Source organism: Acidocella sp. (assembly GCF_013044125.1).
GTDB lineage: Bacteria > Pseudomonadota > Alphaproteobacteria > Acetobacterales > Acetobacteraceae > Acidocella.
Genome location: NZ_JABEVC010000123.1, coordinates 1 through 13718, shown reverse-complemented (window position 1 = coordinate 13718; position 13718 = coordinate 1). Strand labels below are relative to the sequence as shown.

Sequence of the window (13718 nt, the reverse complement as noted above, 5' to 3'; positions counted from 1 at the left end):
GGATGGATGGGGGCGGATTGAGCCTGGATAGATGGAACAGCAGATGCGGTGATCGGCTTTTCCGCCGTGCCCGGCGCCGTGCTTGCCACGGCCGGGCGGGGGGTAAGGGCGGTTGCGTCCGGGGAGACTGCGATTTTGGCCCCCGCCATTCCGGCCGCTGCGGGTTTTGCCGCTGCGGGTTTGGTAACGGAGGGAACATTGGCCGGCGGATCGGCCTCAGGCGATGCGGCGGCAATGGCGATCGTGGGAGCGGAGGGGTTTGCGACTGGCGGGTTTGCTGCTGGCGGGTTTGGCGCGGGCATATGTGATGGAGCCACCAGGGAGACTGTGAATTTGGCCACGGGGCAGCCCGAGGCGGGCCTCAGGGAGGCTTGCGAAGTTTGCACGGCGGGGGTCTGCGCAGCGGAGGTTTGCGCAGCGGAGGTTTGCGCCCCCGTTGCGGGTGCGGGAGCCGGGCTGGAAGCTGGCGCCGGGACGGCGGCGGCGGCATCAACAAGGGCAGGCGCGCGCTGGCTGGAGGCGGCAACGGGAGCGGCGATTTTGCTTGTGGTTGAGGCCCCGGTTGGAGCCGGGGCGGCGGGTTTCGCAGCAGGACTTGCTGGCGCGGCGGCGCTGAGAAGCATGGCGGCGAAAGGGCTGGAGCCGGGTGGCGGAGGAACGGCGTGTTTGCTGGCCGGAACGGAGGCGGCTTTGGCGGGAAGGCCGCCGGCATCCGCCGCGGCCAGCGCGCTGGACCAGGCTGCCGGGGCGACCGTGGTTGAAGACGCGGCGGCCGGGTGGGCCGCCGGATGAGTAGCGGGAGCGGTGGGCGTGAGGGAAATGGGGAGGACGCTCATACCATTTCCTCCGTCGCGCTGATGGTGATGCGGCCTTCGCCGGCAAGGCGCAGGGCGACTTCCACCACCTCGGACTGGGCGGCCAGCGCGTCAGCCCGGCGCATGGGCGGACCGCTGCGCAGTTCCTCCTTGAGAACTTCGACCTGACGGGCGGAGAGATTCTGGAAGAAACGGCCGCGCAGGGTTTCGTCGACCAGGCGCAAGGCGGGGGCGAGCTTGTCGCCAGGGACCTCGCGCAGCAGGATTTGCAGCGAACGGTCGGTGAGCTTGCCGAGATCGATAAAGGTGAACAGGTTCTCGCGGATTTTCTCGGCGGTTTTATTGTCCCGCGCGTCAATGGCGCTGAGCACCATATCGGACATGCCGGTTTGAAAATGGTTCAGGATGTCCGCCGTTTGCTTGGCGCCGCCAAGGTTGCCGACACGCCGCCCGCCGGTGGCGCTGTTGCTCATCAGCTCTTCCAGCATGTCGCGCAGCTCAACCACCGCGTTGGGGGAAACGACATCCAGCGTGGAGAAACGGTAGAGGGATTCAGCGGCCAGCGGCTCAGGCAAAAAGGTGAGCAGGTTGGCGCCGATTTCATGCGGGATATGCGCGAGCAGAAGCGCAATGGTCTGCGGGCGTTCGTGGGTCATCTGCATTGCCAGGGTCCGCGGGTCGGCGTTGGCGGGCAGATGAAAGGCGGAGCGGCGCTCGGAACGGCTGAGACGGTCAAGGATTTCACGCGCCTGGGTTTCACCGAGTGCTGAGACCAACACGCGGTTGAGAAACTTCATGCCGTCACCACCGACGCCGGTGATGCCAAGATCGTTGGCGAAGGCCAGCATGATGTCTTCCCGCACGGCGGGCGGGGTGGATTTCAGCGTGGTCATCGCGGTGGAGATGCGGTTGACGGCGGCCTCGTCCATTTCACGCAGCACGGCCGCGGCGGTATCTTCGCCCAGCTCACGCAGGACCAGGGCGGCGCGCTCGGCGCCGGTCAGCTGCGGAGCGGGAAGCTGGGGAACGGGGGGTTGGGAGGCGGTGTCATTCATTCTCTTCAGCCCAGTTTTGCAGGAGACGGGCGACGCCGGGGATGTTGCCGCCGGCCTGCTCGCGCAGGTCTGAGAAGTCCCGCGGGGGGAGCGACACAGGCAGCGGACGTTGCGGCGGCGGCGGCAGCAGGGTCTGGATGTTAAGCGTGCCCAGGCGCCGCCCGACCGGCAGCGCCAAGCCGAACAGCAGGGCGGCGGCGGCCAGGACTTCCAGCAACCCGTGTGTGAGCGGCACGGCAAGCTGGGCCAGCACGCCCGAGGACAGGGTGGCGGCAGGTTTAAGGAACGGGGCGGAGAGCACGTTCACCTTGACATTGGGGTAGGCGAAGGCACCCGAGATGGCGGCCTTTACTTGGTTGATGCTGACCGCGCCGAGCGCTGCCTTGTTCAGCACCACCGAGACGGCGATGGATTTGACGGTCCACCCCGGGTTGGTGATGTCACTCTCGCTCCGGTCGGTGAGGTAGGTCTGGTCAAGCTTGGTGGTGGTTTGCTCCGGCTGTGGCGGCGCGGCGGGCGCAGCGGCGGCACCGGCGGCGGGCGGCGTGGCGGTGGTGGGGGATGGCGGCTCGTTGGAGAGCGCACCGGGGATGCCGATGGCGGCGCTGGAGGCGCCGGACTGGCTGGACTGGGTGCTGATCTCATGCGCGACCAAATGCGAAGGGCCGTAGGAGATCTGGCGGATATGCTCTTGGGTGAAGTCCAGGTTGGCGGCGACGTCCGTCTGGAAATTTCCCGCGCCGACCAAGGGAATGAGCAACCCCGCGATGCGCGCGGCGGCGGTGGTTTCAACCTGGGCGACCGTGGCGAACTGACTTCCGGCGGTCATGGCGCCGCCGGCTGGATAGACGGTGACGCCGGAGGTGGTTTCCACAGTGACCTGGCTGGCGGCGAGGCCGGGGACGGCGCCGGCGACCAGATTGGCGATGGCCTCGCCCTGGGACTGCGCGGTGGCGTCATCCGCCTGGATGATGACCGAGCCGGTGGGCTTGGGCTGGTCCGCGAGGAAGGGAGTCTCGGGCGGGATGGCCAGAAAGACCTGCGCGGTGCGGATGCCCTCAAGGCTCTGGATGGATTGCTGCAGGGAAAGCTCCAGCGCCTGCACCGCCATGGTGGATTGCGCGAGGTCGGAGGCGGTCATCGGCGCATTTTCCAGCTGCGCCCAGGCGGTGGAGATATCCGAGCCGGGCACCTGGGCCTCGCCCAATTGCAGCCGCGCCTGCGCCAGTTGGGGTGCTGGCACCAGGATGATGTTGCCGGCGGCTTGCAACTGATAGGGGATGCCGAGTTTTTGCAGCTGAGCGATGACCTTGCCGCCATCGGCGGGGGAGAGACCTTCATCAAGCACCGCATAAGGCGGGCCGCCCATCTCCAGCCAAAGCATGACCGCGAAAGAGACCGCGATGACGCCGCCGGCCGCCCAGAAAATTTTGGGCAGACGCGCCGCGCGCGCGCGGAGCTGGCTGAGAAATTCCCGCCCGGACGGCATCAGAACTGCATGTTCATGATGGACTGATACGCCGAGACAACCTCGTTACGTACCGCCACCGTGGCGTTCCAGGCGACCTCTGCGCGGTCGTTCGCGACCAGCGCCTTGCCCAGCGTGGCGCCCGGCACGCCCGCGGCGAAACCGGCCTGCGCCACGCCGGCGGCGCCCTGGGTGGCGCTGACATTTTGCAGAGCGCTGTTGAGGAGATCCAGAAAATGCCCAGGCGAGGCGGCGGGAGTTGCGGTTGCGGAACCTGCAGCGGCGGCGAGCGGGCTGGCAACTTGCAGAAGCGCGTTGGTTAACATGCCATGTATTCCACTAACAAAATGATGAGACGGAAGAAGAACGAAGTGCCAATGAAAGCTGGTTCATTTATCACTCGTTGCTTAACGAGCTTTTAAAGCTCCGTTATAATCGGCGCGGGGGCCAGGAAAACAGGCGGAAGAAAAGGGAAGAGGTGAGCATGAAGCCTGGATTAGCCAGGGGAGATTGATGGAATGTTAAAAACGGCAAGGGGGGATGAAAATGTTAAGCGGGAGCATGCACACGCGCCGGCCCCCCGCCTGCAGGCCGGGAAAATTGCGGTGAAGACGCGGGCAGGTGAGGTTTTTTAACTGGGCTTCAATACTTGGTGGTTCACCATGGATAAATCCGGATCGAAAACCAGCCGAATGGAGCCTAGGTAATGCCTGTAATTCTTGTCCTCGATGACTCGGCCACCATGGTCATGAGTCTGTCTCATATTCTGAAAGGCGCGGGTTATGAGGTGGAGACCGGGATGAACGGCCGCGAGGGCATCAACAAGCTGGGCGAAGGGATCAAGCCTTCGGTGATTCTCACTGATTTGAACATGCCGGAGCTGGATGGCATCGGGTTTATCAAAGAGGCGCGGAAAATCGCATCGACGCGGTTCACGCCGATCATCGTGCTGACCACGGAATCGGGCGGGCGCAAGCGTGACGAGGCGCGGGCGGCCGGGGCCTCGGGCTGGTTGACCAAGCCGGCGGAACCAAACCAGCTGCTTTCAGTCGTGAAGCAGCTCTGCCCCGCGAAATAGGCCCGGGCGGCAATGTCTGGCGCGACTGAAGCCAATGAACGCCTGGTGTGCGCCATCCTCGCGGAGCAGGTGGCCGCTTTGCGCGACCGTATGGATGCCAGCGCGGCTTTTGACCTGCTGTGGCGGACCACCGCGCTACTTTCCTGGCTCTCCGGCCTGCTTGGGGATTTGTCCCGGCATAGCGCCAATACCAACCCGGTGCTGGAGCGCGAGCGGGCCGAGGCGATTGCGGAAGTGGCCGAGATTCGCGGCGAGCTAGACCGGCTGGCGTTCAGCCAGGCGCAACGGCAGGATTTCGCGCGCCAGATTGCCGATTGCGTGGTGACCGCGCTGGAGCGCATGGCGGTGGCGGAAATGCCCGCTGGGACCAGTTTTTCCTCCAATGATCTGGCGGCGCTATATGTTAGTGATGATCAGCGCAAGCTGCACGATGCGGTTGTGCAACGGATGAACAGTTGAGAAGACTCGATGCCCGCGCGCTTATGAAAACCCCCTGCTGCCAGGGGGTTTTTTGCGTGCCGGCGATGCGATGCCGGTGGGGGATGGCGCGCGTACGGTTGCATTTATTGAAGTGCGGAAACTCGTGAAGTTTGGTTTTGCACCGACTTTAATTTACGAAATTTTAAGAGAGGAAGGCGTAAGAGGAGAGGGATTGTTTTTTGACAGCTTAACTCAAGAGATAATCACGGCTTTGAACCATTCCGCACAGGTTTGATGCCGGGCAAGCGCCGGTGGGGTTGCGGGCTGAATGCAAGGCAGGATGACATGCAGACAGGATTTTTGAATTTCTATGGCGGTCTTTTGAATGTGCAGCAGCAGCGCTCCGACCTGATCGCCAACAACATCGCGAATGCCGACACGCCAAACTACAAGGCCACGGACGTGCCTTTTGCCAGCGCGCTGGCAGCACAGCTTGGCGATCCGGCCGCGAGCGCCGCGCCGATGTATCGCGCGGACGGCACCGTGGGGCTGAACGGCAATGACGTGTCGCTGGATGCCGAGCGCGTTGAGGCGGCGGCCAATGGCGAGCAGATGATGGGTGCCACGGCGTTCTTGCATCAGGCGACGACTGATCTGGTGACGGCGTTGCGGCCGAATCCGGGTGGTATCTGAACAGAAGATGAAAGGATTGCGGCATGAGCGGTTCTGATATTTTTAGCATCGTGGGCAGCTCCTTGGCGGCGCAGAACGCACGCATGGGGGCCATTGCCTCCAACCTGGCGAATGCGAATTCGATAACACCACCGGGTACGGCGCCTTACCGTGCGCATGAGGTTGTGTTTGCGGCGGCACCCGTGGCGGGGATGGACGGGGCTGCCCTGGCGGATATGGGTGTGCAGGTGGCGGGGACCGTGCAGAGCAATGCGCCGCCGGTGCAGAAATATGACCCCGGCAGCCCTTACGCCAACGCAAAAGGTTACGTTACCGGCTCGAATGTCAGTCAGGTGAACGAAATGGTGGATCTGATCGACAGTTCCAGCAGCTATTCCGCCTCTGTCGCCGTGTTGCAGCAAGCCAGCCGGATCGACCAGCAAATGCTTGCCAGCTTTCAGGTGGCGCCATGACCAATCTCGCCGTTTCCAGTTCCGCCAGCGCGGCGGCCACCGCCGCTTCAGTGGCGGCATCCACCACCGCGGCAAAGGTTGCCACGGCTTCGTCCGGCTCGGCATCAGCCCTCACGCAGGCAGATTTTTTGCAGCTTTTGACCGCGCAATTGAAATACCAGACGCCGACGACGCCAGCCAACCCGACGCAGATGGCGCAGGAGTTCGCCGCGATTTCCACCGTGAATGGAATCAATCAGGTGAACACACAGCTCGCGGCGCTGAAGACCAGTACCGGCGCCGCGCAGATGGCGCAGGCCTCCGCGCTGGTGGGCAAGCAGGTGGCGGTGGCGGGCAATACGCTGAGCGCCAATGCGGCCGGAAAGGCGGCAGGGGCGTTTAACCTCACCAATGCGGCGCAGGCGGTGAGTGTGAGCATTCTGAACCCGAACGGGACGGTGGCCGATACGATGAATCTCGGTGCGATGGCTGCCGGGCAGCAGAGCTTCGCATGGGCCAACGCGACGCCCGGCACGCAATATACCTACGCGGTGAACGCCACCGATGCGGCGGGCAACGCCGTGAGCACAACACCCTATAGTGTTTACACCGTCGAGGGCGTGAATGTTTCCGGCGCCACGCCGACGCTGAACGTGCAAGGCTCAGCCACCACACTCCCCGTTTCATCTGTTCAAACCGTGCTTGGAGTTGCCTCATGACAATGCAAACCGCCCTATCCGGCCTGACTGGCGCGCAGACGGGCCTGAATACCGTCTCCAACGATCTGGCCAATGCCAGCACCACGGCGTTTAAAAGCCAGACGGCGCTGTTCCAGGATATTTATCCGGCAGGCGCGGGCAAGGTACCAGGGATCGGCACGGCGCTGGAGGGGATTTCATCCGACCTGACGCAAGGAGCGCTGACCGCGACTGGCAATCCGCTGAATGCGGCGATTCAGGGCAACGGGTATTTTGTGGTGCAGACAAACGGCACGCAGCAATATACCCGCGACGGCGCGTTTCAGCTTAATTCAGCCGGGCAGTTGGTGACCGCGAGCGGCTCGAATGTGCTGGGCTATACGCAGACCGCCAGCGGCGCGCTGGGCAGCACGTTGGGGCCGATCACGATAAATACCGGATCCATGGGGGCGAATCCCACGAGCAATCTGGGATTGACGCTGAATTTGAACTCAGGCGATCCGGTGATTCCCGCGGGAACGGCCTTCAGTGCCAGCAACAGCGCTTCCTACGACCAATCAACTTCGGTGGTGAGTTATGACTCGCTGGGCAATGCCAACCGGATTGGACTGTATTTCGCACAAAATCCGGCGGCAACAGCCGGCGCGGTGCCCAGCTGGACCGTGTATGCGCAGCCGCAGCTCGCCAACGGCACCAATGCCGGAACGCCGCAGACGCTGACCACGCTGAACTTTACCTCGGCCGGGGCGCTGAGCAGCGGCAGTCCGGCGACGCTGAATGTAAACTGGGGCAATGGCGCGGCGAACTCGACAATTGCCTTTAACCTGACCGGCACCACGCTGGCGGCGCAGAGTTTCTCGGTGGCCGGGATCACCAATAACGGCTACGCGCCGGGCAGCTACAGCGGTTCCACGCTGGCGGCGAACGGGGCGGTGCAGTCAACCTATACCAACGGGCAGACGGTAAGCTCCGGTTCGCTGGCGCTGGCGAATTTCATAAACCAGGAAGGGCTGACGCCGATTACGGGGAATCTGTTCTCGGCATCGGCAACCTCCGGGCAGCCGGTTGTCGGCACACCCGGTGCCGGGCTGGCGGGGACGCTGAGCGGGGGAAATCTGGAGGCGTCCAATGCGTCCACCTCCTCGCTGCTGGTGTCGCTGATCCAATACCAGCAGGCGTATCAAGCCAATACATCGGTGATTCAGACTGAGCAGCAGGACAGCCAGCGGCTGGTGCAGATTTAAGCCATGGCTGGTCCATCTCTCTACACCAGCATGGCGGGGCTACAGGCAATTAACGCGCAGATGCAGGCGCTTTCGGCCAACCTCGCCAACCAGCAGACACCCGGGTACGCCGCCGTGCAGGCGGTGACGGAGGCTGCCAATTACCAGGGCGGCAATGCCCCCACCGGGGCGGATGCCGTGGTGCTGACGCCAGGGCCAAGCCTGACGCAGGGCAGCTTGCACCATACCGGCGACCCGATGAACGTGGCGCTGGGCGGGAATGCCTGGCTGGAGGTGCAGACGGGCAACGGGCCGGCGCTGACGCGCAACGGTTCGCTTAGCATCTCCAATGCTGGGATATTGACCGATTCGGCCGGGAATCCGGTGCTGGGCGTGGGCGGGCAGCCGATCAGCCTGCCGAACCTGGCCAAGCTGGAAATCGGCACGGATGGCACTGTTTCGGGCGTGCCCGCGAGTTCACCCGGCGGGCCGGCGCAGGTTTATGGGCAGATAAACCTGGTGGGCACCCCGGCTGGGACTCTGACACCGCTGAGCGGGACGCTTTATAGCCCGCCGGCGGGGGTGGCGCTGGCCGCCGCCGCCAATGGTTCGCTGCATCAGGGCTATCTGAACGGCAGCAATGTCAATTCGATCCAGAGCATGATGCAGCTGATCGCGGACAGCCGCTCGTATCAGACGCAGACGGATCTGATGAAATCCCAGGGCAGCAGCGCGGCGGACCTTAATGCGCTGGTGGCGCAAGGGTGAGCGCCGTGGCGGCAAATCACTTAACCGGCGGGGCCATGATTATGTGGCAGGCCAGCGGAGCAGACCGATGAACCATGCACTCGATACCATCGCGACGGGGCTGCAGGCCAGTCAGATGATGATGAACACGATCGCGGACAACCTCTCGAACGTGAATACCACGGGCTTCAAGTCGGAGACGCCTGAGTTTCAGTCGTTGCTGTATCAAGACGGGATTCAGCCGGGGGCGAATTCCACCGGGACGACGGTTTATCCATCCGGGCTGGAAGTGGGCACCGGGGTAAAGGTGGCGTCCATCAAGGATACGCTGACGCAGGGAACGCTGACCAGCACCGGCAATCCGCTGGATCTGGCGATCAACGGCAACGGGTATTTCCAGATTTTGCAGCCAAATGGCCAGACGGCGTATACGCGTGATGGCTCGTTCCAGTTGAACCAGAACGGCCAGTTGGTGAATTCCAGCGGGTATCAGGTTTTGCCGAACGTCACCATTCCCGCGAATGCGACGAGTGTGACCATCGGCACGGATGGGACAGTTTCCATCACCACGCCTGGGTCTTCCGCCGCGACGCAGGTGGGGCAGATTCAGCTGGCGACTTTTGTCAATCCGCAGGGGTTGCAGCCACTGGGCGGGAATTTGTTCACCAGCACGACATCAAGCGGCACGGCGATTGCCGGGGCGCCGCAGAGCAACGGGCTGGGCTCGGTGAACCAGAGTTATCTGGAGTCCTCCAATGTGGATGTGGTGCAGGCGATGGTGAACATGATCTCCGCCGAGCGGGCTTATCAGCTTGGCACGCAGGCGGCATCGGCCATTGACAACCAGCTTAACTATCTGGCCCAGGCTGCCGCGGGCGCATGAGGCGGATGGCCGGCATGTTCGGGCGGGGCGTTGTGCTGGCGGGGCTGTGCGTGCTGGCGGGCTGCGCCACCAAACCGCCCACGGCGGCGGCGCTGGTGGAGCCGGCGGCGTTTCCCATCAATGTAGAGCCGCAGCAGGCGGCCATGGATGGTTCTGTGTTTCCCGCCTCCACTTCCGGCTCGCTCTATGAGCCGCGGCGGGACTGGCGGCCGGGGGATCTGGTGACGATCAACATCGTGACCAGCGCGACGGCGGATAATACGGATAACGCCGCGTTGAAGCGCACTGGGACACTGAACGATGCGCTGACCAGCTTTATGGGTGTGCCGCTGAGCTTCGGGCATTTGAACGGCAGCGCGTTTTCGCCTTCGGTCGGCGCGACCTCCGACCAGCAATATACCGGCGCGGGAACGGCGGCGGCCTCTGACAATATCTCCGGCCAGGTTGAGGCGGTGATCACGCATGTGGACCCCAATGGCACGCTGGCGCTGGCGGGACGGACGAATGTGAATATCAACGGCAACGTCACCAGTATTGTGGTGACCGGCTATGCCAGCCCGGATGATATTGCAGCCAACACCACCATCAGCTCCAATAACGTGGCGGATATGAATGTGCAGTATGTTGGCAACGGGCCGATTAATGGCGCACATCAGGTGCCTTGGTTGCAGCAGATTCTCACCAAGGTCTCGCCGTTTTGAGGCGCGCGGGGCGGAAATCTGGTTTTGGGCTGATGCTGGCTGTGTTTTGCGCGGCGATGGCGCGGGCTGACAGCACGACGATCGACCAGTTGGTGACGGTTGCGGGCGCACCGACCAACCAGCTTTACGGCTATGGGCTGGTGGTGGGGCTGCCAGGAACGGGCGACCAGACAACGGAAGTGCCTTACACGCAGCAATCCATCCTCAACATGCTGCGCAACATGGGAATTTCGTTGCCAAATGTGACGTCTATGCAGCCGAACGACGTGGCCTCGGTGATGGTGACGGCCGAGGTGCCGGCGTTTGCGCATGCGGGGCAGCGGGTTGATGTCACGGTTTCAGCGGTGGGCAATGCGGCCTCGCTCGCGGGCGGCGTTTTGTTGCCGACGCCGATGCGCGGAGGAAACGGCGTTGTTTACGCGCAGGCGCAGGGGCCATTGCTGGTGAGCGGTTTTGCCAGCAGCGCGGGGGGAACCTCGACTAGCGTGAATGTGCCGACGGTGGGATCGCTGCCGGGCGGGGCGATCTTGGCCAACACGATCCCGGCGGATTACAACGTTAACGGCATGAGCGCGCTGCTGCTGGATACGCCGAGTTTCCAGACCGCACAGCAGATTACCGATGTGATTAACGCCCGCTACGGCAGCGGAACGGCGAATGCGACCTCGCCGGGAGAGATTGAACTGGCCGCACAGGGGCGAGACCCGATGCGCTTCATGGCCGGGGTGCTCTCGTTGCCGATTACGCCGCCGGCGCAGGCGCCCACGATCATCGTGGATGCGCAGAGCGGCACGATTGTGATGAATGCCGGGGTGACGCTGGGGCCGGCGGTAGTGAGCCATGGCGATTTGACCGTGAACATCCAGACCACCACCGGGGTGAGCCAGCCGGGGCCGCTCAGCAACGGCTCCACCGTGGCGGTGCAGAATACGGCGGTGAGCGCCAAGCAGCCCAAGGCCGATGTAATCAACCTGCCGCGCGCGGCAACCTTGCAGGATGTGGCCGCCGCACTGAACGCGGTGGGGGCGACGCCCTCGGATCTGATCGCGATCATCGAGGCGCTAAAGCAGGCCGGCGCGATCAACGGCACGATCAAGGTGATATGATGGCGCTGGTGACAAACCTCGGGCAAAGCAGCCTGAACACCGCCACGCCGAAGCCGGGGCTGAGTGCGGCTGTGAAGCATATGACCGGGATGCTTTGGTATGAAATGCTCTCGGAATTGAACAAGAGCGGAATGAGCGCTGACACGCTCGGGACCGGAGGCGATAATTTCCAGAGCATGTTCCTTTGGAATGTCGCGCAGAATGATTTTGGCAAATATGATACCGCGCTGGCGGCGGCGGCGGCGCGCCAGGTAGGCGGCAGCGGGAGCAGCGCACCGGGGACGATGCCCGCGCTGCCGGTGACGGCCGCCGCACCTTACATACAGGCGATGCCGGCGGCCGCACAGGCGGCTCCCGCGCAGACCCGCCAGGCCGGAGACTTGCTCAGCCAGGCAAAAAGTTTTGCCAAGGCCGTATGGCCGCAGATTCAGGCCGCTGCGCAGCAGCTTGGCGTGCCGCCGGTGGCGCTGCTGGCGCAGAGCGCGCTGGAGACCGGCTGGGGGGCGGCCGCACCGGGGCATAATCTGTTCGGGATAAAGGCCGTGGATGGCGAGACGGGAACCAGCCGGGCGACGCATGAGATGGTGGATGGCGTGCTGGTGCCACAGACTTCCGCGTTTCGTGATTATACAAGCCTAAGCGCCAGTATTTCTGATTATGTCGGCCAGATACAATCGGGGTTTCAGGCTGCGGTGGGGCAGAATACCGTGGCCGGATTTGCCGGGGCGCTGCAACATGACGGCTATGCGACGGATACGAATTACGCGGCGAAAATCGTTAGTATTTCGCAATCTCCGTTGATGGCGCAGGTGTTGCAAGCAGTCGGCGTGGCCGCCCAGGGCGCGGGGAATGCGCCGCCAGAGCAGAGCAAGGCAGGTGCGTTATGAGCGGAATTACCGGCGCGATGAACACGGCGCTGAGCGGGCTAAAATTATTTGAAGCCGGGATCAGCACTGTTTCCAATAATCTGGCGAATGTGACAACCCCGGGATATACGGCGGAGACCGTAAATTCCACCACGGCTGTTAGCACCCCGGGGCAGCCGGGAAGCGGCGTGCAGGCGCCGCAGATATTGCGCGCCGCCAGCGGGTTTGCCGCCGGGCTGCTGCGTACGGCCAACAGCGCCTCGCAAGCGGCAAGCAACCAGGCATCCTCACTCACCACAATTTCCAACGCGCTGACCAATAATGGCAATGTGCAGACATCCCTCAACCAGTTTTTTCAGGATATCAGCACATTGGCCGCCAGCCCGGCCAGCGCGGCACAGCGCCAGACGGTTCTGGGCGATGCACAGACTGTTGTTGGATCTTTCCAGAGCGCTGCCGGGGTTATCAACGGTGCGGTGAGTGGCGCGGGGGCAGTGTTGCAGCAGAGCGTGACCTCGGCGAACAATCTGCTGGGACAGTTGGCGGTTATCAACAAAAGCCTGATCAGCGCCCCTAACAGCCCCAGCCTGCTTGACCAGCAGCAGGCGGCGCTGAACTCGCTCTCCGGCTTGCTTTCGGTGAATGCGCTGCCACAAGCGAATGGTTCTGTGATTGTGACAACCGGGGGAACCGTGCTGCTCGACCAGAGCGGGGCGCAGAATCTACAAGTGAACAATAGCTCACCGGTTCCAAGCCTGACCGCGGGAAACAGCAATACCCAGGTGAATGCGAACGCGGCCGATGGCGCGATTGGCGCGAGTATCAATACATATCAGGCCGGTGGCGCGGCGTTGCAGAGCCTGGGCGCCATTGCGGCGATATTTGCCAATACGGTGAACACCGCGCAGGCGCAGGGATTGACGCCGGCGGGCACGCAGGGAAGCGCGCTATTCTCCGTGCCGGCACCGAGCGTGACCGCGAATGCCGCCAATACCGGCAGCGCCAGCATAACGGCGCAGATCAACAACGCCAGCGCGTTGCCGATTGACGGCGGGCCATTTTTGTTGAGCTACAGCGGCGGCGCCTGGACCGCGACAAACCAGGCGAGCGGGCAGAGCTATACACCAGCCGGCACGCCGCCAGGTTTTGCCGGGATGACTCTTGCGATCAGCGGGACGCCAGCGAACGGCGACAAGTTCATAATCAACCCCGCGCCAAATGCGGCAAGCGGGATTGCGGTGAGCGCTACCACCCCGAACGATATTGCCGCGGCGGACCCGTATGCGGCGACGCCTGGGGTTTTGCAGAGTAGTGGCGCGATACTGAACCGCAATGGCGGCAATGTGAGCACCGGGGTTGATACGGTAAACAGCACGCCCGCGAGTGGCGCCGCGGTGATTCCCGCAAGCTATTTCGGGCAGAACTTGCAGGTGAATTTTACTTCCGCCACGGCCTATACGGTAGCAACCACGGCAAGCCCGGGCACGGCAATTGCCAGTGGAACGCTGGGAAGCACGGGGGGGGTGCTGGCGAT

17 protein-coding genes are annotated in these 13718 nt (G+C 63.3%); 14 read left to right on the top strand and 3 right to left on the bottom strand.

Going from position 1 to position 13718, the window contains the following annotated elements:
• The first annotated feature begins 198 nt into the window (after positions 1-198).
• Positions 199-792 carry a hypothetical protein gene (locus tag HKL97_RS07965; RefSeq protein WP_291424144.1) on the top strand — a complete coding sequence of 198 codons (594 nt, stop codon included), beginning with the start codon at positions 199-201 and terminating at the stop codon, positions 790-792.
• A gap of 40 nt (positions 793-832) precedes the next feature.
• Here the strand turns inward: HKL97_RS07965 and HKL97_RS07960 are convergent, their stop codons facing one another.
• The 3 genes from HKL97_RS07960 to fliE are packed head-to-tail and all read right to left on the bottom strand — an operon-like array spanning position 833 to position 3664.
• Positions 833-1870, bottom strand: a complete 1038-nt coding sequence (locus HKL97_RS07960) for a flagellar motor switch protein FliG (RefSeq protein WP_291424142.1) — start codon at positions 1868-1870, stop codon at positions 833-835.
• Positions 1863-3359 (bottom strand): flagellar basal-body MS-ring/collar protein FliF, encoded by a 1497-nt coding sequence (fliF, locus tag HKL97_RS07955; protein WP_291424140.1) that lies wholly within the window; start codon positions 3357-3359, stop codon positions 1863-1865. The genes HKL97_RS07960 and fliF overlap by 8 nt, the downstream gene beginning before the upstream one ends.
• The gene (gene fliE / locus HKL97_RS07950; RefSeq protein WP_291424138.1) at positions 3359-3664 is read right to left on the bottom strand and encodes a flagellar hook-basal body complex protein FliE; all 306 of its coding nucleotides are present in this window, start codon (positions 3662-3664) and stop codon (positions 3359-3361) included. The genes fliF and fliE overlap by 1 nt, the downstream gene beginning before the upstream one ends.
• A gap of 380 nt (positions 3665-4044) precedes the next feature.
• Here fliE and HKL97_RS07945 point away from each other — a divergent pair, with 380 nt between their 5' ends.
• The 13 genes from HKL97_RS07945 to HKL97_RS07885 all read left to right on the top strand — a co-directional run.
• Complete coding sequence (locus HKL97_RS07945; RefSeq protein WP_291424136.1) at positions 4045-4416, top strand: response regulator; 372 nt, start codon at positions 4045-4047, stop codon at positions 4414-4416.
• A gap of 12 nt (positions 4417-4428) precedes the next feature.
• Positions 4429-4875 carry a hypothetical protein gene (locus HKL97_RS07940; RefSeq protein WP_291424134.1) on the top strand — a complete coding sequence of 149 codons (447 nt, stop codon included), beginning with the start codon at positions 4429-4431 and terminating at the stop codon, positions 4873-4875.
• A 52-nt stretch (positions 4876-4927) separates the two neighbouring features.
• Positions 4928-5131, top strand: coding sequence for a hypothetical protein (locus tag HKL97_RS07935; protein ID WP_291424133.1), 204 nt, complete (start codon positions 4928-4930; stop codon positions 5129-5131).
• 50 nt (positions 5132-5181) lie between these two features.
• Complete coding sequence (locus HKL97_RS07930) at positions 5182-5529, top strand: flagellar basal body protein (RefSeq protein WP_291424131.1); 348 nt, start codon at positions 5182-5184, stop codon at positions 5527-5529.
• A gap of 23 nt (positions 5530-5552) precedes the next feature.
• Positions 5553-5981: a flagellar basal body rod protein FlgC gene (gene flgC / locus HKL97_RS07925; RefSeq protein ID WP_291424130.1), complete on the top strand. Its 429-nt coding sequence runs from the start codon at positions 5553-5555 to the stop codon at positions 5979-5981.
• Complete coding sequence (locus HKL97_RS07920; RefSeq protein WP_291424128.1) at positions 5978-6679, top strand: flagellar hook assembly protein FlgD; 702 nt, start codon at positions 5978-5980, stop codon at positions 6677-6679. The genes flgC and HKL97_RS07920 overlap by 4 nt, the downstream gene beginning before the upstream one ends.
• Entirely contained in the window at positions 6676-7902 is a 1227-nt protein-coding gene (locus HKL97_RS07915) for a flagellar hook protein FlgE (protein WP_291424126.1), read from the top strand. The genes HKL97_RS07920 and HKL97_RS07915 overlap by 4 nt, the downstream gene beginning before the upstream one ends.
• A gap of 3 nt (positions 7903-7905) precedes the next feature.
• Positions 7906-8649: a flagellar hook-basal body complex protein gene (locus HKL97_RS07910; protein WP_291424124.1), complete on the top strand. Its 744-nt coding sequence runs from the start codon at positions 7906-7908 to the stop codon at positions 8647-8649.
• Positions 8650-8716: 67 nt separating this feature from the next.
• A complete protein-coding gene (gene flgG, locus HKL97_RS07905) occupies positions 8717-9511 on the top strand; it encodes a flagellar basal-body rod protein FlgG (RefSeq protein WP_291424122.1) in 795 nt (264 codons plus the stop codon).
• Positions 9508-10212 carry a flagellar basal body L-ring protein FlgH gene (locus HKL97_RS07900; protein WP_291424120.1) on the top strand — a complete coding sequence of 235 codons (705 nt, stop codon included), beginning with the start codon at positions 9508-9510 and terminating at the stop codon, positions 10210-10212. Before flgG ends, HKL97_RS07900 begins: the two co-directional genes overlap by 4 nt.
• 32 nt (positions 10213-10244) lie before the next feature.
• Complete coding sequence (locus HKL97_RS07895) at positions 10245-11318, top strand: flagellar basal body P-ring protein FlgI (protein WP_291424118.1); 1074 nt, start codon at positions 10245-10247, stop codon at positions 11316-11318.
• Complete coding sequence (locus HKL97_RS07890; protein WP_291424116.1) at positions 11315-12205, top strand: glycoside hydrolase family 73 protein; 891 nt, start codon at positions 11315-11317, stop codon at positions 12203-12205. Before HKL97_RS07895 ends, HKL97_RS07890 begins: the two co-directional genes overlap by 4 nt.
• Positions 12202-13718: FlgK family flagellar hook-associated protein (locus tag HKL97_RS07885; RefSeq protein WP_291424114.1), on the top strand; the 1517-nt coding region annotated here is incomplete at its 3' end. The genes HKL97_RS07890 and HKL97_RS07885, both read left to right, overlap by 4 nt.